The organism is Streptomyces sp. NPDC104096, assembly GCF_055584385.1.
The window spans coordinates 22,196-40,706 of record NZ_JBVJMD010000048.1 but is presented as its reverse complement, the minus strand read 5'-3'; the positions used below and the strand labels follow the sequence as shown (position 1 = coordinate 40,706).

Here is an 18,511-nt window from a genome sequence, read left to right as displayed (position 1 = left end):
ATCAGCCGTGGACCGACGGCCGTGGTCAACTTCCGTACACGCCAACCTCGTAGAGCGAGTACCCCCAGTCGGTGCCGCGGTCCAGGCCGTGGATCCGGACGTAGCGGGCCGGGCCGCCGGTGAACCGGGCGGTGTCCAGGCCGCCGTCACCGGAGTCGGTGGACCACGCGGTCCGCCAGGTCGTCCCGTCGGTGGAGAGCTCGATACGGTACGACTTGCCGTACGCGCGCTCCCAGTCGAGGGTGACGCGCCTGACCAGGTACGTGTCGCCCAGGTCGACGCGCAGCCACTGGTCGTCGCTCCAGTCGCTGGCCCAGCGGGTGTCGCGGGTGCCGTCCACCGCCCGGCCCGGCGCGTAACTGGTGAACGGGTTCCACTCCGCCGAACTGGCCGTGGCCGCGGCGCCCCTGGCCAGGTCGACGCCCGCCCGGTGCCGTTCCGCCGCTCCCCAGGTGTCGAGATAGGACTCGGCGCCCCGGAAGAGATCGTCCACCACGTCCTGGCCGCCGACCAGCCGGATGTCCTCGATCCAGTCCGGGACGAGGCCGTAGTGCGCGGCTCCGTCGGTGTTCAGGTCCCAGGTCCGCTGTCCGGTCGTCTGCCGGTCGATGAGGGAACCGCCGTCGACGCTCCTGAAGGGGTACGTGACCTTGTTCGCGGCGTCGGCGCCGCGCGGTGCCGGCCAGCCGCCTACGCCGTTCATGTCCGTTCCGTAGCCGTAGCCCACGTCGTACTTGTCACGCAGTGCCTCCGTGCGCTTCGCCTCCGCGCTGAACCCCTCGGAGCCGTGCATGTACTGGGCGATGAATCCGCCGACGCCGTAGACCCGTTCGGTCCAGTTCAGGTCCATCCAGCTGTGCGAGGAGATCACGCCGGGATACGACTCGGCCTCCAGGATGTCGAGCGCCCGGCCGACCGCCTTGACGCTCATGTGGTCGATCTCCAGCATCATCTTGCGCTTCATCATGCCGCGTACGGCGTACTCGCCGAGGTCGGTCAGGCCACGGCTGTTGCACTGCGCGTCCGTGGCGTACGCGGGGACGGCCACGCCCGCGGGCAGGTCCTTCTCCGCGGCGGAGGCGGCGGTGCCGATGGGGTTGTCGTGCTGGGGGCCGGTGCACTTCTCGGTCTTCCAGAAGGTGCCGGTCGACAGGAACTGCCCGACGTTGATGGCCGTTCCGAGACCGCCCTCGTCGAAGCGGACCCCGCACAGCGCGTTGTCGAACTTGTGGCACAGGAACATGCTGCGCACGCCCAGCCCGTACAGTTCGTCGAGTCCGGCGTCGATGTCCGCCCTGCTGCACTGCGGGACGTCCAGGATCTGCTTGCAGCCGAACGGTTCGGACGTCTCCACCCCCAGGACCACCGCGAGCTTGCCCTGCTCGATGACCGCGCGGGCCTGGGCGCTGTCGGTGACGATCCGGAACCAGCCCTTGCCGGTGCCGCCGTACATCCGGTCGATGTACGCCTGGAGGTCGTAGGTGAGCTTCGCCTGGAGCCGGATCGACGTCATCTCGTCGCAGCCGCGGTCCTTGAAGAAGTACACCGAGCAGATCACGCCGTTGGTGACGAGGTCGTTGACGAGCACCCGCTGGCCGCCGCGCCAGGCCCGCTCGACCCAGGCGTAGTAGTTCTGCTGGTGGGTCAGCGAGTCGTGGGCGGGCCAGTCCTTGAAGGTGGGCCAGCCGACCGGGTCGTGCTTGCCGTCGCCGCCGCGGGTGATGTAGTCGAAGATCGCGAGCGAGCCGTCGGGGTAGTGCTCGGGACAGTCCTTGAGCGCGTCGGCGATCCCGGCTTCGGAGAACGGCCTGCCGCAGATGAGCCGCCCGCCGAAGCCCTCGTTCGCCATCAGGTGGTCGTGCGCGTCGACGAAGCCCCGTACCTCTCCCTGGGCGTCGACGCCCTTGAACGGCTCGCCCGTGACGCCGATCTGCGAGTCCGGCGCGGGCCGTGCCGATGGGATCCACCAGTCGGTGCCGGCCGCCGAGCTCGGCGTGGGGCCGAGGGCCATGACGAGCACGAGGAAGAACAAGGAGACAACGGTGACGTGACGGCGTCCGCGGTAGGTGCGTCCAGTCCTGCTCACTGCCCACATCCCTTGGTCGGGGGGATGGCACGGTCGACGGGTCAGGCCGTGCGAGGTCTCCCCGGACCCCGGCCTGGATTGTCATGACCGGCGCAAAACTTGCGACGAGCATGACCAGCGGCGCATACCGAGTCAAGAGTCCGGGACGGTCGACCTGTTGAGCGCGCGGTGGGCCGAGCGCGGACGGGTGCGGACGGGTGCGGGGGTGAAGGGTCGAGAGACCGGCCGGGGGCGCGGCGAGGAGGCCGGGACGGCGGAGGCGGTCGGCGCGCGGCCGGACCGCCTCCGTCCGGTGCCGCGGCAGCAGCTCAGTCCGTGGGCCCCGCGGCCGTGGCGGTGTCGAAGTAGTGGCCCTTGTCGAGGTCCTCGAGGAGGCCGGGCCGGCTCGGCCGCCAGTCGAGGAGTTCCCGGGTCAGGGTGCTCGACGCCGGGAAGTCGGCGCCGAGGAAGCCGGCGAGCCAGGTGAAGTGCCCGGCGGCGTCCTCGGGGGCCACGGAGACGGTCGGCACGTCGAGGTGCCGGCCGATCACCTCGGCGATGTCACGGATCGCGACGCCCTCCTCGGCGACACCGTGCAGCACCGACCCGGCCGGGGCCCGCTCGGCCGCGAGGCGGAACAGCCGTGCGGCGTCGACGCGGTGGACGGCCGGCCAGCGGTTGGCGCCGTCGCCGAGGTAGCCGGAGACACCCTTGGCGCGGGCGGTGGCGACCAGGGTCGCCATGAAGCCGTTGTCCCCGTCACCGTGGCAGGTCGGCGAGAGCCGCACCACGGACGAGCGCACTCCGCGCGAGGCCAGCGCGAGCGTCGCGGCCGCGGTGGCCGCCCGCAGCGCGACCGGACCCTCCTCGGCCGTGGGCATGTCCCGCTCGGTCGCCACGCGCCCCGGCGCGACGCCTCCCACCCCGGAGGCCAGGACGAAGGGGCGGTCGGTGCCGGCGAGCACGTCACCGAAGGTGTCGGCGGCCCGGCGATCGGCCTCGGCGGCCTTGTCGAAACCGCCACTGAAGGCGATGTCGTGCTTGAAGGCGAGGTGGATCACCCCGTCCGAGGCGGCGGCCGCGTCCCGCAGGACGTCGAGGTCGTCGAGGGTGCCGCGGACGGCCTCCGCCCCGGCCGCGGCGAGCGCGGCCGCGGAGGCCTCGGAACGGGCGAGGCCGACGACCTGGTGCCCCTCGCCGAGGAGTTCGGGAACGAGGGCCGAGCCGATCCAGCCGGACGCGCCGGTCACGAAGAAACGCATGGGAAGTACCCCAGACTCTTGATGTCAGTTGCTGTCATCAAACCTAGCACTGATGTCAGCGACTGTCGTCACGTAGAATCCGGCCATGGGTAGATGGGAGCCGGACGCTCGCGGGCGCTTGGCCAAGGCAGCGTTGGAGCTCTACGGCGAGCGCGGGTTCGAGCAGACGACGGTGGCGGAGATCGCCAGACGCGCCGGGCTCACGGAACGCACCTTCTTCCGGCACTACGCCGACAAGCGCGAGGTGCTGTTCGGCGGCACTCCGTCCTTGCAGGACCTGTTCGTGCGGGCGGTCGCCGAGGCTCCGCCGTCCGCGCCGCCGATCGACGCGCTGGCGGCGGGGCTGGACGCGGCCGCCGAGATGTTCGTCGACCGCCGCGACTTCGCGCGCGAGCGTCAGGCCCTGATCGCCGCGAACGCGGAACTCCAGGAGCGCGAACTGATCAAACTCGCCTCGCTGTCGGCCGCGCTCGCCGACACCCTGCGCGGGCGCGGCGTCCCGGAGCCGGCCGCGAGCCTGACCGCGGAGGCGGGCCTCGCCGTCTTCAAGGTCGGTTTCGAACGCTGGGTCGCGCCGGGCGAGCAGCGCGAGATGGCGCCGCTGCTGCGGGAGTCGCTGGACGCGCTCAAGGCCGTGACGGCGGGCGGCGGCCAGGATCGGTGACGGGCTCGAGACGGCGGCCAGGCTCAGCGAGGGGTTCGGCGGCGGGCGCCGGCCAGGCCCTCGGGTACGGGCCGCGGCCAGGCTCGGGGGCGGGCGCCGGCCAGGATCGGTGACGGGCCCGGGAGTCTCGCCGCCACCCGTGAGCACGTCGTGCGCAGCGCGTGCCGCACGCGTCGGCCGGAGGCTTCCGGTGGTACCCGAAGGAGACTTCCGGTGGTCCGGTCCGGCGCTGCCGCCCGAGGCGGCCGCCGGACCGGACCGTCGTCAGCCGCGGGGAACGACGACGCCGTCGAGGCGCGCCGCCAGGTCGGCGGCCGTGCTCCCCCACGTTTCGCGGACGAGCGCGCCGTCCGGCGTGATGTCGAAGGTCGCGTGGTCGGTGTAGACCCGGCTGACGCAGCGCAGACCGGTGAGCGGGTAGGTGCAGGACGGGACCAGCTTGGGCGCGCCGGTCTTGGTGAAGAGCGTCATCATCACGAGGACGTCCTTCGCGCCGATGGCGAGATCCATGGCGCCGCCCACGGCGGGGATGTCGTCGGGCTTTCCGGTGTGCCAGTTGGCGAGGTCGCCGGTGGTGCTGACCTGGAACGCGCCGAGCACGCAGACGTCGAGGTGGCCGCCGCGCATCATCGCGAAGGAGTCGGCGTGGTGGAAGTACGCCGCGCCCGGCAGTTCGGTGACGGGCACCTTGCCCGCGTTGGTGAGGTCCGGGTCGATCCCGTCGCCGACCGCGGCCGGCCCCATGTTGAGCATGCCGTTCTCGGTGTGGAGGACGACCCCGCGGTCGGGCGGCAGATGGTCGGCGATCCTGGTGGGCTGCCCGATGCCGAGGTTGACGTAGGAGCCCTCGGGGATGTCACGGGCGATGACGGCGGCGAGCTCGTCCGTGGACAGCGGCCCGCGGTCGAGATGCTCGACCACACCGGCCGTCGTGGGCGTCGGACGGGGTGAGGTGCTCATCGTGCCCCCTGGACGATGTGGTGGCGGGTCTCGACCTGGACGATCCGGTCGACGTGGATGGACGGCGTGACGACCGTCTCCGGGTCGATCCCGCCGAGCCCGACGACCTCGCCGACCTGCACGATCGTGGTGGCGGCGGCGGTGGCCATGACGGGCCCGAAGTTGCGGGCGGTCTTGCGGTAGACGAGGTTGCCCATCGGGTCGGCGCGGTGCGCGGCGATGAGCGCGTAGTCGCCCTTGATCGGGTACTCGAGCACGTAGTCGCGGCCGTCGATGGTGCGGGTCTCCTTGCCCTCGGCCAGCGGGGTCCCGACCCCGGTCGGGCAGAAGAACGCGCCGATGCCCGCCCCGGCCGCGCGCATCCGCTCCGCCAGGTTGCCCTGCGGCACGACCTCGAGCTCGATCTTCCCGGCCCGGTAGAGCCCGTCGAAGACCTGGGAGTCGGACTGTCGCGGGAACGAACAGACGACCTTGCGCACCCGGCCCGCCTTCAGCAGCGCGGCCAGACCGACCTCGCCGTTGCCCGCGTTGTTGGACACCACGGTGAGGTCCTTCGCGCCCTGCCGGATGAGGGCGTCGAGAAGGTCGAACGGCATGCCCGCGAAGCCGAAGCCGCCGACCAGGACGGTGGAGCCGTCCTCGATGCCCGCGACCGCCTCGTCGCAGCTCTCCAGCACTCGTGCGCGGCTCATGCCCCGGCCTCCGGGTTCTCCAGGACGACGGCCAGGCCCTGGCCCACGCCGATGCAGATCGCCGCGACGCCGTACCGCTCCCCGCGCTCGCGCAGCACGGCGGCCAGCGTGCCGAGGACGCGGCCGCCCGAGGCGCCCAGCGGGTGCCCGAGCGCGATCGCGCCGCCCTTCTGGTTGACCAGCTCGGGATCGCGCAGTCCGTTCCCGAGCCAGGTGTCGACACAGACCAGCGACTGCACGGCGAACGCCTCGTTCAGCTCGACCGCGCCGACCTGCTCCCAGCCGATGCCCGCCCTCTTCAGCGCCTGGTCGGCCGCGGCCACCGGGGCGTAGCCGAAGTCCTGCGGGTCGAGGGCGCTCGCGCCGCGCCCGGCGATCCGGGCGAGCGGCTCGCGGCCGATCGCGGTGGCGGCGCGCTCGCTGCCGATCAGCAGGGCCGAGGCCCCGTCCGACAGCGGTGACGAGTTCCCCGCGGTGATCGTGCCGTCGGGGCGGAACGACGGCTTGAGCCCGGCGAGCACCTCCGGCGTCGACCCGGGACGGATGCCCTCGTCCCGGGTCAGCGTCTCCACCGGCGTGACGAGACCGTCGTAGAAGCCGCTCTCCCAGGCCTGGTGGGCGAGCCGGTGCGAGCGGGCGGCGAAGTCGTCCTGGCGCTCGCGGCTCACGCCGTACCGCTGCCGGAGCTGCTCGTTGCACTCACCCAGCGAGACGGTCCACTCCTTCGGCATCCGCGGGTTCACCAGCCGCCAGCCGAGCGTGGTCGACACCGCCGTCACGTCCCCCGCGGGAAACCCGCGGGACGGCTTGGGAAGCACCCAGGGCGCCCGGGTCATCGACTCCACACCGCCGACCAGGACGACGTCGGCGTCGCCGGTCTCGATGGTGCGCGAGCCGGCCATGGCAGCGTCGAGGGACGAGCCGCACAGCCGGTTGACGGTCGTGCCCGGCACGCTCGTGGGCAGGCCCGCCAGCAGCGCGGCCATCCTGCCGACGTTGCGGTTCTCCTCCCCCGCGCCGTTGGCGCTGCCCCAGACGACCTCGTCGACGGCCGACGGGTCGAGGTCTGGGGTCCGGGCGAGAAGTCCGGTGATCGCGGTGGCGGCCAGGTCATCGGGGCGTATGCCGGCCAGGGCGCCGTTGAACTTTCCGAACGGCGTGCGGGTCGCGGCGTAGAGGTATGCACTCACCCTGCCACCGTAGGCGCGGCCGCCGATAGGGTGAAGTATCCATATGGCGAGTGATTGAGAGGTGTGCGATATGGATCTGCGCCACCTGCGCTACTACGTCGCGGTCGCCGAGGAGCGCCACTTCGGCCGGGCCGCCGAACGGCTGCACATGGCGCAGCCTCCGCTGTCGCAGGCCGTCCGCCAGTTGGAGACCGAGCTGGGAGTGCAGCTCCTGCACCGCACCACGCGCCGGGTGGACCTCACCGAGGCCGGTCGCGCCTATCTGGAGCGGGCGCGGGCGATCCTGGCCGAGGTCGACGAGGCGGCCGACCTGGCGCGCCGGGTCGCGGCCGGTGTCGTCGGCCGGGTCGCGATCGGCTGTGTGGGGTCGGCGACGTACAGCCTGCTGCCCACGCTGTCCCGGCACCTGTCGGCGGAGCTGCCGGGGGTCGACTTCTCCTTCCGCGGCGAGATGCTCGCCCCCGACCAGGCGGAGGGCCTGCGCACGGGCGCGATCGACGTCGCGCTGCTGCGCCCGCCGGCGGCGGACCCCTCCCTCGCCGTACGGCTGCTGCGCCGCGACCGGCTGGTGGTGGCGCTGCCGGCCGACCACGCCCTCGCGGGGCGGTCGCGGGTGCGGGCCGCCGACCTCGCCGGCACCGACCTGATCGTGCACTCGGCGGACCGCCGGTCCGTGATGTACGACGTCGTCCTGCGGATGCTGCGGGAGGCCGGGGTCGAGCCCAGGATCCGGCACGAGGTCGGCGAGACGTCGACGCTGATCACCCTGGTGGCGGGCGGACTCGGGGCGGCCGTCGCGCCCGAGCCGGTGACGGCGCTGACCCTGCCCGGGGTGGTCTACCGGCCGCTCGTCCAGCCGGCCGGCACGGTCGAGCTGGCCGTCGCCCACCGCGCCGACCGGACCGAGCCGCACCTCCTGCGAACGGTCGAGGTGATCCGGCAACTGTTCCGCCCCGCGCCCGGGACGTCGTGAACGCGGAGGCCCCTGAGGACCGTCGTGTCCTCCGGGGCCTCGTGATTCACCGGCCTTCCCGGAAGGCGCGTGCGTCAGGGTTGTTCTCCAACCACCACCAGCACACCTTCCAGTGGTTGTCCGAGGCCCCGGCGTCGTCGAACGTCACGATGGCGACGACCTGACCGGTGCAGTTCGGGCTGTTGCCGTCGTGCATGCTGCACTTCAGGCCGTTGTCCGGAGGTACCTGGTCGTCGATGTCTGTGATGACGGACTTCATGCCGGGAGGCTACGCCGTCGCGCGGCATCGCCCCGCCGTTCCCTCTGGAGGCGGGCCTGCCTGGAGGCGGCGACGAACGTGCCCGACCCCGGGACCGGCCGTGGTGAACCGTCCCCGGGCCGGGGGCAGGATGGGTACATGCGAGGTCAAGGGCACGTACGCGTCAAGGATTTCGATCATCTGGTGCTCAACGTGGAGGACGTCGAGCGCTCCCTGGAGTTCTACTGCGGGCCCCTGGGCCTGACGCCGGTGCGGGTGGCCGAGTGGCGGGCCGGTGACGTCCCGTTCCCCTCGGTGCGGGTCAACGCGACCACGATCATCGACCTGCTCGGGCGGCCGCGCGCCGAGTCCAACGTGGACCACATCTGTCTGGTCGTCGAGCCGCTGGACTGGCGGGAGGTCATCGCCTCGGGCACCTTCACCGTGCTGGAAGGTCCCGTCGGCCGGTACGGCGCCCGGGGCGAGGCGCAGTCGGTGTACGTCCGGGACCCGGACGGCAACACCGTCGAGCTGCGCTGGTACCCGCAGGACGTGCAGGAGGCACCGAACGCGAAGCAGGGGCAGGGGCAGGGGCAGGGGCAGGACGCGCGGGGCACGCGCGTCGCGCAGGAGAGGCCGCCCGCGTGAAATGGACCCATAGGTCCACTCTGGAGGTGCGCCCGTGAGGAACTGCTGCTCGCGGTGGCCGCCCGCGAGGCCGAACGCGTCCTGGAGGACCAGGAGCCGCACCTGGGCGATCCGACACCTGGCAGGACTGGCGTGACGCGGTCGTACGGCGCTATGCGCAGCAGGGCGTCGACTGCCCGCGATCCGGCCTGATCACGCCGGTCCGCGCTCACCCGGCCCGGTCACCGTGGGCGGCCCGGCTGGCCTCGATCTCCGAGATGTGCTCGATCGCCCAGCCTGCCAGCGCGAGCGCCGGCGGGATGAGACTCTCCCCGGTGGGGGTCAGCGCGTACTCGACGCGTGGCGGGACCTCCGCGTACGCCGTGCGCGACACCAGGCCGTCCCGCACCAGGTTGCGCAGGGTCAGCGTCAGCATCCGCTGCGAGATCCCCGGGATCTGCCGCTGGAGGTCGGTGAAGCGCAGGCGCCCCTGCTCCAGGGTCACCACGATCAGCAGCGTCCACTTGTCGCAGATCCGGTCGAGCACGGCACGGATCGTCCGCCCGCCGTCTCCGCGGATCATGCACGTGTGCTCGTACTCCGACATGACGACTCCCTGTGCGTGACGCACATCCGTGTGCCTTTTGTAAGCCTCTCGGCGGTCACCCATGATGAGGCGCCTCGGAGCAGGTACTTACCACGCAAGGAATCATGATGGACATCGCGTACTGGATCGTCGCCGCGCTGCTGGCGGTGTTCTACCTCTACGCCGGAGGCAAGAAGGTCCTCCAGAGCCAGGAGCGGCTGCGGCCGATGATGGGCTGGGTCGACCGGGTCCCGATGCCGGCCGTCAGGCTGATCGGGACACTGGAGGTCCTCGGCGCCGCGGGTCTGATACTGCCGCCGCTGACCGGGATCACGCCCTGGCTCGCCGTCGCCGCGGCGATCGGGCTCGTCCTGGTCCAGTGCGGCGGCATCGTGCTCCATGTCTCGCGCGGCGAGGCCCGGTTGATCGGGCTCAACATCGCGCTGCTGGTGGCCGCCGTGGCCGCTGCCTGGCTGGCGGCCGTACGGCTCTGACGTACCCGCGGGCGTCCGGGCCGGTCGGAGCCCGCCCGACGCGGAGCCCCGCCCGACGCGAAGACCGGCCCGACGCGGACTCAGGTCCCTCCCGGACTCAGGTCCTGCGCAGCACGCGGCTCGCTCCGGCGGCGACGGTGGTCGCCAGCAGCCAGCCGCTGCCGACGAGGACGAGCGCCGTCCACTGCATGGCGCCGGACGGGCTGAACACGCGTTCCTGGCCGAGGTCGACGAGCGGGAGCAGCAGATCGAGGGTGTAGATCACCGGCTGGAAGGCCGGATGCGGGCCGTCGGCCACCGCCCGCGGCGGCCAGGTCGCGAACAGTGCCGAGCCGGCCGCCAGGAGACCGGCCAGCAGCCACACGGCGCGCAGCGGGCGGTATCCGAAGCCCACGGTCGCGTCCTGGAGGAGACTCCACAGCCGGGCGGGCACCCCGAGGGTGGCGCGCAGGGCGCGCTGCTTGGCGACCAGTACGGTCCGCGCGTCGGCGTCCTGGCCGTGGCGCTGGTAGACGGCGGCGAGTTGCTCGTACGGCTGGGGTGTGAAGGCGTTCGGGTCCCGGCGCAGCAGGGGCAGGCGGCGCGCGGCCGGCAGGGCGGGGCTGATGTCGTCGTAGACCGCGCCGTCCACGACGAGGGAGGCCGGCCAGGTGGCGGGCTCGTCCTTGAGCAGCACCGTCCTGAGGCGGCTGAGGTCGACGATGCCCGAGGGGGTGGCCCGCGGCTCCAGCCGCAGCACGGCCGCGGTGGCTCCGCGGCAGGTGAGTGCCTCTTCCCCGGGCGCGGTGTCCAGCAGCGCGTCGGCGAGGCACAGGGTGCTGCGGATCGTGGCGCTGTTGAGGCGGATGCCGCCGTGGGCGGTGAAGCCGTCGCAGAGGTTCACCACGCCGCCGACGTCTACCCCGTTGGCCCGCAGCGCGGTCCTGCCGCTGTCCGGGGCGGTCAGTTCGGCGGCCTCCAGCCGGATCGAACCGCCGATCCGCGCGTCGCACAGGTCGACGGTGCCGTGCGCGGTCGTCCCGCCGCGGCAGTCGAGGTCGCCGCCGATGTGGGTGCGCTCCGCAGTGAGCACCGTGCCCTCGGGGAAGTTCAGCCGGGCGCCCTCCAGGACGACGCTGCCGCGTATCGAGGTGTCGGCGAGGGTGACCGGGCCGTCGACGACCAGTCCGCCGTCCGCCTGGATGTCGCCGCCGATCTGCGCGCAGCCCAGATGGAGTGCGTAGCGCCCCGGGCCGGCGCCGGGACCGGCGAGGGTGGCGTCGGACAGCTCCACCGTCGCACCGACCGAGGCCCCGCACAGGTTGACCATACCGGCGCAGGAAAAGCCGCGCCCGAGGTACAGGCCGCCGCCGACGGTGATCTCGGACATCTGGAGACAGCCGTCGGGGCCGCCTATGGCCGCCCCACGGAAGACGAGCGTGTCCTGGACCCGCGCGTTGTTCAGATGCACCGGGCCGGTGCAGTCCAGGCCCGGGGCCCACATGTACTCGTCCACGGCGACGCTCTGAGCGGTGACGGCGGCCTCGCCCGGCGCGGGGCGGATCGTCGTGTCCTGGAGCGAGAGCACGGTGCCGACGGTGAGGGAGCGCAGGTCCAGGGTGCCGTCCACGGTGCACTTGTCGACCTTGAACTCCTGGGCGACACGGGCGCTGTGGGCCCGCAGGCCGGGCAGCCGGCACTCGCCGAGCTCGAACGCCTCGAGTTGCGCGCCCTCCAGTCGTGGCGCTTCGTCGAACCGGCAGCGGCGCATCCGGACGGTCCCGCGCAGGGCGGCCTCCGACAGGTCCAGCCGCCCTCGTACGTGTACGCCGCGCAGGCGCAGCCGGGCCAGGTGTCCGGGCACGGGGGGCGGCGGGGACAGCAGCAGCATCCGCACGACGGCGCCGCGCACCTCCGGTACGCCGACGCACCACTCCCCCCGCCGGTACGCCTGCCACATACGGCGCTCGCCGGCGTCCCAGTCGGCCGGCGCGTCGTCATGGTCCGCCACGGAAGTCCCCCTCTGCGCTCACCGGGACGAGCCGGCCTCGGGCAGCAGCGTGCGCTGTCGCGCGCCGGTTTTCAACGGCCGAGCGTTTCGACCCAGGCGGTGGTCTCGTCGGGGTGGCCCAGGCGGACCGTGCGCAGCGGGGCGAAGCGGGGGTCGCGGGTGCGCAGGCCGATCTCCCGGTGCCGGGCGGCATGTTGGGACCACGACCACCGGACCGGGTGTTCCCTGCTGAGCCAGCCCCGCCAGCTCTCCCGGTTGCCGCCGAAGAGGGATTCGCGGGTGACGCTCCGGCGGAGCGAGCGGCGCAGTACGCGGGGCATGACGACCCGTCTGGGATAGTCCAGCCAGATCACGGTGTCGGCCCGCTCCCACAGCAGGTCGCGGACCTCGGCGGCACCGATCGAGTCGACGATCCAGCGAGGCTGCGCGGTCAGCCGCGACACGTCCTCGACCAGCCGGCCGTTCACCGCCCAGTCCGGTCCGTCGTAGTACAACGCGTCCATCTCGTGGTAGGCCAGGCCCAGTCGGCCGCCCAGGACACGGGCGAGCGTGGACTTGCCCGCCCCCGTCACCCCCACCACCAGAACCCGTTCCACCTGCGCACCCTATCCTGACGCCCGGGAACGGCCGCAGCGGCGAACGCCAGGCACGGGGCCGCTTGTCGCCTAGCCGTCCGGCCGCGGTCCGCGTAGGGTCACGCGTCGGGGACGGCCCACTCGACGACACCACGATCGGCGCCGGGACAAGGGGACTGTGAGCAGAAGACGTTACGTCGCCCGGGGCGTGCCGGGCGGTTACCGGATCTGGGACAACCGTGGGCGCAGATGGTGGGGCGATCTCTACGACCTCTGTCCCGACGACCTCGTGGCCGAACTCAACGGGCGGGCGGACCCGGCGCGGATCACCGCGCTGATGAAGCTCTGTCGGGCGCGGAAGCGGTAGGCACCCGCACGACGGTCCGGTCACCTGCCGTGGTCCGGAAGTAGGGTCGCGGCATGGAGTTCCGTCACCTCGGCCGCAGCGGCCTGATGATCAGTGAGATCGCCTACGGCAACTGGCTCACCCACGGTTCCCAGGTCGAGGAGGACGCGGCGCTCGCCTGTGTGCGCGCCGCCCTCGACGCGGGGATCACCACCTTCGACACCGCCGACGTCTACGCCCAGACCCGCGCCGAAGCCGTCCTCGGCAGGGCGTTGAAGGACGAGCGGCGGGAGGGGCTGGAGATCTTCACCAAGGTCTACTTCCCGACCGGTCCCGGCCCCAACGACCGCGGCCTGGGCCGCAAGCACATCATGGAGTCCATCGACAACTCGCTGCGCCGGCTCCAGACCGACTACGTCGATCTGTACCAGGCGCACCGCTACGACGCCTCCGTCCCGCTGGAGGAGACCATGGAGGCGTTCGCCGACGTGGTCCACTCCGGCAGGGCCCTGTACATCGGTGTCTCCGAGTGGACGGCCGACCAGATCCGCGAGGGCCACGCGCTCGCCCGGGAGCTGCACTTCCCGCTGGTCTCCAGCCAGCCGCAGTACTCGATGCTGTGGCGGGTGATCGAGGACGAGGTCGTGCCGACCTGCGAGGAGCTGGGCCTGGGCCAGATCGTCTGGTCGCCCATCGCGCAGGGTGTCCTCACCGGCAAGTACGCGCCCGGCGCCCCGCTGCCGGCGGGCAGCCGGGCCACGGACGAGAAGGGCGGCGCGACGTTCGTCGGCCGGTTCCTCCAGGACGAGGTGCTGGAGCGCGTCCAGCGGCTCCGGCCGCTCGCCGATCAGGCCGGGCTGTCACTGGCCCAGCTGGCCGTGGCCTGGGTCCTGCAGAACCCCAACGTCTCCGCCGCCATCATCGGCGCCTCGCGGCCCGAGCAGGTCACGGAGAACGTGAAGGCGGCGGGCATCAAGCTGGACGCCGATCTCATGGAGGCCGTCGACGGCGTCCTCGGCCCCGTCGTGGAGCGCGACCCGGCCAAGGCGGGCCGCGTCTGACCCGTCCCGCCACCGGCCCGAGGGGGCCGCTCCGCACCGGAGCGGCCCCCTCCGCGCGCCTCGGCCGGGCCCGTCGCGGGCGACGATCAGAGCATCGGGCAGGCGATCCACCCGACGCGCCGCTCCAGTTCTCACACAAATCGCCCCAAGACGTGTGTTATACGTTCATGAACACATTTACGCGGCGCGCCTTGCTCGGTGCCTCGGTCGTTGCGGCCGGCTCGGGACTCCTGACCGGATGCTCCGGGTCGGACTCACCCCCGGCCTCCGGCCCGGGTACCGGTCCCGGCCAGGGTCCCGGCCCCGGGGGCGCCGGTTCCGGCCCCGGCGGCACCCGGTTCGCCCCCAAGGGACCCAAGGGGTACGTCGACCCGTCGGGGCCCGAGGTCGTCGCCGTCGAGCGGAGGCGCGGGTCCGGGCCCGTCCGCAGGTTCAAGCTCACCGCCGCCCAGACCTCCCTGGATCTGGGCGGGCGGACCGTCAGGTCCTGGGCGTACGGCGATTCGCTGCCCGGGAAGGAGGTCCGGATCACCGCGGGCGACATCCTCGACCTCACGCTCGCCAACCACCTGCCCGTGGCGACGACGCTGCACTCGCACGGTGTGCGCATGCGCTGCGACATGGACGGCGTGCCCGATCTGACCCAGAACGCCATCGCCCCCGGCGCGGACTTCACCTACCGTTTCATGGCCAAGCACCCCGGTACGTACTGGATCCACTCGCACTCGGGGATGCAGCTCGACCGCGGCCTGTACGCCCCGTTCATCGTGGAGGACCCCAGGGAGCCGCTGGCCTACGACAAGGAATGGGTCGTCGTCCTGGACGACTGGCTGGACGGGGTGGACGGCTCCACTCCGGACGACGTGCTGACAGAGCTGCGCCACGGCAAGGGCCCGGCGATGGACATGGACATGGGCACCGGCAAGGGCGCAGGCGCGTCGCACGACCACGGCGGTCGCGGCAGTCACGGCGGCAGGCCCATGGGGCCCTCCCGGGTGCTGCACGGCTCCCGCAGCCATCTGCTGCGCAGCGAGGGCGGCAACGTCGCCTACCCGTACTACCTGATCAACGGCCGCCGTCCGCAGGCGCCCACGGTCTTCAAGGCCCGCGCCAAGGACCGCATCCGGCTGCGCATCATCAACGCCAGCGGTGACACGGCCTTCCGGGTGGCGCTGGGCGGCCACGAGATGACGGTGACGCACACCGACGGCTACCCGGTCGAGCACCACAGGACCGACACGCTGCTGCTGGGCATGGCCGAACGCTACGACGTGCTCGTCACCGCCAAGGACGGGGTGTTCCCGCTGATCGCGCTGGCCGAGGGCAAGCAGGGGCGGGCGCTGGCGGTGCTGCGTACCGACAGGAGCGGGACGCTGCCGTCGCCCTCGGTGTTCCCCGACGAGTTGGACGGGCGGCTGGTACCGGCCGGACGCCTCAGGCCGCAGGAGTCGGTGGCGCTGCCGGAGCGCGACACGGACCGCGAGATCCGTATCCGACTGTCCGGCAACATGAGGACCTTCGACTGGAGTTTCGACCACCGGCCCTACTCCCTGGAGCAGCGTCACCCGATCCGCCAAGGCGAAAGGATTCGGCTGAGTCTCATCAACGCCACCGACATGTGGCATCCGCTGCATCTGCACGGCCACACCTTCGCCATGGCCGGCCTCGACGCGGCCGGGGCCCGCAAGGACACCGCGTACGTACTGCCGCACCGCAAGCTGGTGGTGGAGTTCGACGCCGACAATCCGGGTCTGTGGATGCTGCACTGCCACAACCAGTACCACTCCGAGTCCGGGATGATGACCGTCCTCGGGTACCGCACCTGACGCGCCGGTGCCGGTGACCAGGCCGGGGCCTCCCGCGCCTCGGTCCGTCCGGGTTCCGCTTGCGCACGGCCCCGGCCGGTCACCCGCCTGTTCCGGACCTCGCCCGCCGGTCCGGGTCCGCACGGGGCCCGTTGTCAGTGGGGGCGGGCAAGATGCAGGTCATGACGACACCAGTTGCAGTGATCATGGATGCCGCCGCCTACGCGCGGGCGGTCGAGGACGCCGTGGAAGCCGCGGCCGCCTACTACGCGAGCGGCACCTCTTCACTCGACGACGACGCCTACGACCGACTGGTCCGCGGGATCGCCGCCTGGGAGGCCGCGCACCCGGACGAGGTCCGGCCCGACTCGCCGACGGGCAAGGTGGCGGGCGGCGCGGCCGAGGGCGACGTCCCGCACACGGTCGCGATGCTCAGCCTGGACAACGTGTTCTCCGCCGAGGAGTTCACCGCCTGGACCGCCTCCCTGGGCCGGCGCCTCGGGCGCGAGGTCACCCGGTTCGGTGTCGAGCCGAAGCTGGACGGACTCGCCGTCGCCGCCCGCTACACCGAGGGCCGGCTGACCAGACTGATCACCCGCGGGGACGGGACCGCCGGGGAGGACGTCTCGCACGCGATCGGCACCGTCGAGGGCCTGCCGCGGACGCTGGCCGAACCGGTCACGGTCGAGGTGCGCGGCGAAGTGCTGATGACGGTCGCCCAGTTCGAGCACGCCAACGAGGTGCGCACCGCGCACGGCGAGCAGCCGTTCGCCAACCCCCGCAACGCGGCGGCGGGCACCCTGCGGGCCAAGGAGCGCGCCTACACCGTTCCGATGACGTTCTTCGGCTACGGCCTGCTGCCCCGGCCCGACACGGACACCGCCCTCGCCGTGCGGCTGGGCGAACTCGCCCACAGCGAGCTGATGGCCCTGGCCGCCGAACTGGGAGTGCACACGACCGCCGCGACCGAGGTGCCCGGGGTGGTCGCCGACACCGCCGAACAGGTGCTGGCCCGGGTGGCGGAGATCGCGGCCCTTCGCGCCGAACTGCCGTTCGGGATCGACGGCATCGTCGTCAAGGCCGACCTGGCGGCCGATCAGCAGGCCGCGGGATCGGGTTCGCGGGCACCGCGCTGGGCGATCGCGTACAAGCTGCCCGCCGTGGAGAAGATCACCCGGCTGCTGGCGGTGGAGTGGAACGTCGGGCGGACCGGCATCATCGCCCCGCGCGGGGTGCTGGAGCCGGTGGAGATCGAGGGGGCCACCATCACCTACGCCACCCTGCACAACCCGGCCGACATCACCCGCCGCGACCTGCGGCTGGGCGACCACGTCATGGTCCACCGGGCCGGTGACGTCATCCCCCGCATCGAAGCCCCGGTGGCCCATCTGCGCACCGGGGAGGAGCGGACGATCGAGTTCCCCGCGGTGTGCCCGCGCTGCGGCTCCGCCATCGACACCAGCCAGGAACGCTGGCGCTGCGAACAGGGCCGCAACTGCCACCTGGTCGCCTCCCTCGCCTACGCCGCGGGGCGCGACCAGCTCGACATCGAGGGGCTCGGCGGCACCCGGGTCGTACAGCTCGTCGAAGCGGGCCTGATCGGCGATCTCGCCGACCTGTTCGCGCTCACCCGCGAGCAACTGCTCGGGCTGGACCGGATGGGTGCCACCAGCAGCGACAACCTGCTCGCCGCGATCGAGACCGCGAAGGGCCGGCCGTTGTCCCGGGTGCTGTGCGCGCTCGGCGTGCGCGGCACGGGCCGTTCCATGTCGCGCCGGATCGCCAGGTACTTCGCCACGATGGACGAGATACGGGCCGCCGACGCGGCGAGGATGCAGCAGGTCGAGGGCATCGGTACCGAGAAGGCCCCGTCCATCGTCGCGGAACTGGCCGAACTCGGCCCGCTGATCGACAGACTCGTGGCGGCCGGGGTGAACATGACCGAGCCCGGCGCCACCCCCGCGCCCGCCGCCGGTACCGAAGGCGGCGGCGATGACGACACCGCGCAGGCACCGCAGGGCGGGCCGCTGTCGGGGATGACCGTGGTGGTCACGGGCGCGATGACGGGCCCGCTGGAGAAACTGAGCCGCAACCAGATGAACGAGCTGATCGAACGTGCGGGCGGCCGCTCCTCGTCCAGCGTCTCGAAGAAGACCACGCTGGTGGTCGCCGGCGAGGGCGCCGGCTCCAAGCGGGCCAAGGCCGAGGACCTGGGCGTCCGGCTGTCCACGCCGGACGAGTTCGCCGTCATGGTCGCCGACTTCATCGGCTGACCGGACGGCGGCGGGGGTACCCGCCCGTCGGCCGGGTGGCCGACGGGCGGGTGCGTCTCACCGGATCAGGCGGGGGTGATGTTCTCCGCCTGCGGGCCCTTCTGGCCCTGGGTGATGTCGAAGGTCACCGCCTGGCCTTCCTGGAGCTCGCGGAAGCCGGAGGCGTTGATGTTGGAGTAGTGCGCGAAGACGTCGGGACCGCCGCCGTCCTGCGCGATGAAGCCGAAGCCCTTTTCAGAGTTGAACCACTTGACGGTTCCGCTGGCCATGCCGGTGCCTCTCAATCGGTGACGGGTCCGCACCGCGCGAACCCGGAGGTGGTCGTCCTGGTCCTCGGGCACTGCACAGCAAAGCGCCCGCACGACAGTGCGGGCGCGTACGGCGAACCACGACATCTGACGACGACGCTACACGGCGAAAGCGCCCGTCACCAGTGGGTAAGGCCCTTCGGGTCCAACGGCGTTGCGCGGGGACCCCTCGACACCTGCCGCACATCCGGTCGAATGGCCTCCCCGGCGCCCGCCCGGACGCCCCGCCGGGCGCCGTCCCGGACACTCCCGAGGCACCTCCAGGACACCTGAAGATCACCTGCCGGACATCCATTGTCCACGCCGCCCGGCGCCCCGCCCCGCCGTGCGGCGTGACATCACCCTCGCGGGTGTGCCCCGGTGGCGCGGGCGTACCCGTGCCTGCTTGCTGGACCGGGAGGG

Annotated in this window: 17 protein-coding genes and 1 pseudogene; 8 read left to right on the top strand and 10 right to left on the bottom strand. The window is 72.3% G+C overall.

Annotated elements, in window-relative coordinates; all coding sequences use genetic code 11:
- Positions 1-25: 25 nt before the first annotated feature.
- Both ACZ60B_RS33480 and ACZ60B_RS33475 read right to left on the bottom strand, forming a co-directional pair.
- On the bottom strand, positions 26-2,095 hold the full coding sequence (locus ACZ60B_RS33480; protein ID WP_469393744.1) for a galactose-binding domain-containing protein: 2,070 nt from the start codon (positions 2,093-2,095) through the stop codon (positions 26-28).
- 299 nt (positions 2,096-2,394) lie between these two features.
- Positions 2,395-3,327, bottom strand: a complete 933-nt coding sequence (locus tag ACZ60B_RS33475; RefSeq protein ID WP_469393742.1) for an SDR family oxidoreductase — start codon at positions 3,325-3,327, stop codon at positions 2,395-2,397.
- 85 nt (positions 3,328-3,412) lie between these two features.
- Between ACZ60B_RS33475 and ACZ60B_RS33470 the strand changes: the two genes are divergently transcribed.
- Positions 3,413-3,991, top strand: coding sequence for a TetR family transcriptional regulator (locus ACZ60B_RS33470; protein WP_469393740.1), 579 nt, complete (start codon positions 3,413-3,415; stop codon positions 3,989-3,991).
- A gap of 264 nt (positions 3,992-4,255) precedes the next feature.
- On the opposite strand, the gene ACZ60B_RS33465 is transcribed toward ACZ60B_RS33470, so the two are convergent.
- The 3 genes from ACZ60B_RS33465 to ACZ60B_RS33455 are packed head-to-tail and all read right to left on the bottom strand — an operon-like array spanning position 4,256 to position 6,833.
- Positions 4,256-4,951: a 3-oxoacid CoA-transferase subunit B gene (locus tag ACZ60B_RS33465; protein WP_469393738.1), complete on the bottom strand. Its 696-nt coding sequence runs from the start codon at positions 4,949-4,951 to the stop codon at positions 4,256-4,258.
- Positions 4,948-5,643 carry a 3-oxoacid CoA-transferase subunit A gene (locus tag ACZ60B_RS33460; RefSeq protein ID WP_469393736.1) on the bottom strand — a complete coding sequence of 232 codons (696 nt, stop codon included), beginning with the start codon at positions 5,641-5,643 and terminating at the stop codon, positions 4,948-4,950. The genes ACZ60B_RS33465 and ACZ60B_RS33460 overlap by 4 nt, the downstream gene beginning before the upstream one ends.
- Positions 5,640-6,833, bottom strand: coding sequence for a thiolase family protein (locus tag ACZ60B_RS33455; RefSeq protein WP_469393734.1), 1,194 nt, complete (start codon positions 6,831-6,833; stop codon positions 5,640-5,642). Before ACZ60B_RS33455 ends, ACZ60B_RS33460 begins: the two co-directional genes overlap by 4 nt.
- Positions 6,834-6,903: 70 nt before the next feature.
- On the opposite strand from ACZ60B_RS33455, the gene ACZ60B_RS33450 reads away from it, so the two are divergent.
- Complete coding sequence (locus tag ACZ60B_RS33450; protein ID WP_469393732.1) at positions 6,904-7,806, top strand: LysR substrate-binding domain-containing protein; 903 nt, start codon at positions 6,904-6,906, stop codon at positions 7,804-7,806.
- A gap of 46 nt (positions 7,807-7,852) precedes the next feature.
- Here ACZ60B_RS33450 and ACZ60B_RS33445 read toward each other — a convergent pair whose 3' ends face one another.
- Positions 7,853-8,065, bottom strand: a complete 213-nt coding sequence (locus tag ACZ60B_RS33445; RefSeq protein ID WP_469393729.1) for a hypothetical protein — start codon at positions 8,063-8,065, stop codon at positions 7,853-7,855.
- A 138-nt stretch (positions 8,066-8,203) separates the two neighbouring features.
- On the opposite strand from ACZ60B_RS33445, the pseudogene ACZ60B_RS33440 reads away from it, so the two are divergent.
- A pseudogene (locus ACZ60B_RS33440) lies at positions 8,204-8,596 on the top strand (VOC family protein); the annotation flags it as partial.
- 304 nt (positions 8,597-8,900) lie between these two features.
- Here the strand turns inward: ACZ60B_RS33440 and ACZ60B_RS33435 are convergent.
- A complete protein-coding gene (locus ACZ60B_RS33435; protein ID WP_469393727.1) occupies positions 8,901-9,278 on the bottom strand; it encodes a winged helix-turn-helix transcriptional regulator in 378 nt (125 codons plus the stop codon).
- A gap of 107 nt (positions 9,279-9,385) precedes the next feature.
- Here ACZ60B_RS33435 and ACZ60B_RS33430 point away from each other — a divergent pair, with 107 nt between their 5' ends.
- Positions 9,386-9,751 (top strand): DoxX family protein, encoded by a 366-nt coding sequence (locus ACZ60B_RS33430; protein WP_469393803.1) that lies wholly within the window; start codon positions 9,386-9,388, stop codon positions 9,749-9,751.
- 97 nt (positions 9,752-9,848) lie between these two features.
- On the opposite strand, the gene ACZ60B_RS33425 is transcribed toward ACZ60B_RS33430, so the two are convergent.
- Positions 9,849-11,741, bottom strand: a complete 1,893-nt coding sequence (locus tag ACZ60B_RS33425; RefSeq protein WP_469393725.1) for a hypothetical protein — start codon at positions 11,739-11,741, stop codon at positions 9,849-9,851.
- Positions 11,742-11,812: 71 nt separating this feature from the next.
- On the bottom strand, positions 11,813-12,337 hold the full coding sequence (locus tag ACZ60B_RS33420; RefSeq protein WP_469393723.1) for a P-loop NTPase family protein: 525 nt from the start codon (positions 12,335-12,337) through the stop codon (positions 11,813-11,815).
- Positions 12,338-12,494: 157 nt separating this feature from the next.
- On the opposite strand from ACZ60B_RS33420, the gene ACZ60B_RS33415 reads away from it, so the two are divergent.
- The 4 genes from ACZ60B_RS33415 to ligA all read left to right on the top strand — a co-directional run bounded on the left by ACZ60B_RS33415 (position 12,495) and on the right by ligA (position 17,801).
- Positions 12,495-12,683 (top strand): hypothetical protein, encoded by a 189-nt coding sequence (locus ACZ60B_RS33415; RefSeq protein WP_469393721.1) that lies wholly within the window; start codon positions 12,495-12,497, stop codon positions 12,681-12,683.
- Positions 12,684-12,736: 53 nt separating this feature from the next.
- Positions 12,737-13,723, top strand: coding sequence for an aldo/keto reductase family protein (locus ACZ60B_RS33410; protein WP_469393719.1), 987 nt, complete (start codon positions 12,737-12,739; stop codon positions 13,721-13,723).
- A 167-nt stretch (positions 13,724-13,890) separates the two neighbouring features.
- The gene (locus tag ACZ60B_RS33405; protein WP_469393717.1) at positions 13,891-15,549 is read left to right on the top strand and encodes a multicopper oxidase family protein; all 1,659 of its coding nucleotides are present in this window, start codon (positions 13,891-13,893) and stop codon (positions 15,547-15,549) included.
- Between the two features lie 161 nt (positions 15,550-15,710).
- A complete protein-coding gene (gene ligA / locus ACZ60B_RS33400) occupies positions 15,711-17,801 on the top strand; it encodes an NAD-dependent DNA ligase LigA (RefSeq protein WP_469393715.1) in 2,091 nt (696 codons plus the stop codon).
- 65 nt (positions 17,802-17,866) lie between these two features.
- Here the strand turns inward: ligA and ACZ60B_RS33395 are convergent, their stop codons facing one another.
- Entirely contained in the window at positions 17,867-18,070 is a 204-nt protein-coding gene (locus ACZ60B_RS33395) for a cold-shock protein (RefSeq protein ID WP_059190954.1), read from the bottom strand.
- Positions 18,071-18,511 lie beyond the last annotated feature (441 nt).

Bases quoted from the DNA above. Each gene is read 5' to 3' on its own strand.
- ACZ60B_RS33405 (WP_469393717.1), top strand. From the start codon at position 13,891: ATGAACACATTTACGCGGCGCGCCTTGCTCGGTGCCTCGGTCGTTGCG.
- ACZ60B_RS33465 (WP_469393738.1), bottom strand. From the start codon at position 4,951: ATGAGCACCTCACCCCGTCCGACGCCCACGACGGCCGGTGTGGTCGAG.
- ligA (WP_469393715.1), top strand. From the start codon at position 15,711: ATGACGACACCAGTTGCAGTGATCATGGATGCCGCCGCCTACGCGCGG.
- ACZ60B_RS33480 (WP_469393744.1), bottom strand. From the start codon at position 2,095: ATGTGGGCAGTGAGCAGGACTGGACGCACCTACCGCGGACGCCGTCAC.
- ACZ60B_RS33470 (WP_469393740.1), top strand. From the start codon at position 3,413: ATGGGTAGATGGGAGCCGGACGCTCGCGGGCGCTTGGCCAAGGCAGCG.
- ACZ60B_RS33410 (WP_469393719.1), top strand. From the start codon at position 12,737: ATGGAGTTCCGTCACCTCGGCCGCAGCGGCCTGATGATCAGTGAGATC.
- ACZ60B_RS33435 (WP_469393727.1), bottom strand. From the start codon at position 9,278: ATGTCGGAGTACGAGCACACGTGCATGATCCGCGGAGACGGCGGGCGG.
- ACZ60B_RS33475 (WP_469393742.1), bottom strand. From the start codon at position 3,327: ATGCGTTTCTTCGTGACCGGCGCGTCCGGCTGGATCGGCTCGGCCCTC.
- ACZ60B_RS33460 (WP_469393736.1), bottom strand. From the start codon at position 5,643: ATGAGCCGCGCACGAGTGCTGGAGAGCTGCGACGAGGCGGTCGCGGGC.
- ACZ60B_RS33445 (WP_469393729.1), bottom strand. From the start codon at position 8,065: ATGAAGTCCGTCATCACAGACATCGACGACCAGGTACCTCCGGACAAC.
- ACZ60B_RS33395 (WP_059190954.1), bottom strand. From the start codon at position 18,070: ATGGCCAGCGGAACCGTCAAGTGGTTCAACTCTGAAAAGGGCTTCGGC.
- ACZ60B_RS33450 (WP_469393732.1), top strand. From the start codon at position 6,904: ATGGATCTGCGCCACCTGCGCTACTACGTCGCGGTCGCCGAGGAGCGC.
- ACZ60B_RS33430 (WP_469393803.1), top strand. From the start codon at position 9,386: ATGGACATCGCGTACTGGATCGTCGCCGCGCTGCTGGCGGTGTTCTAC.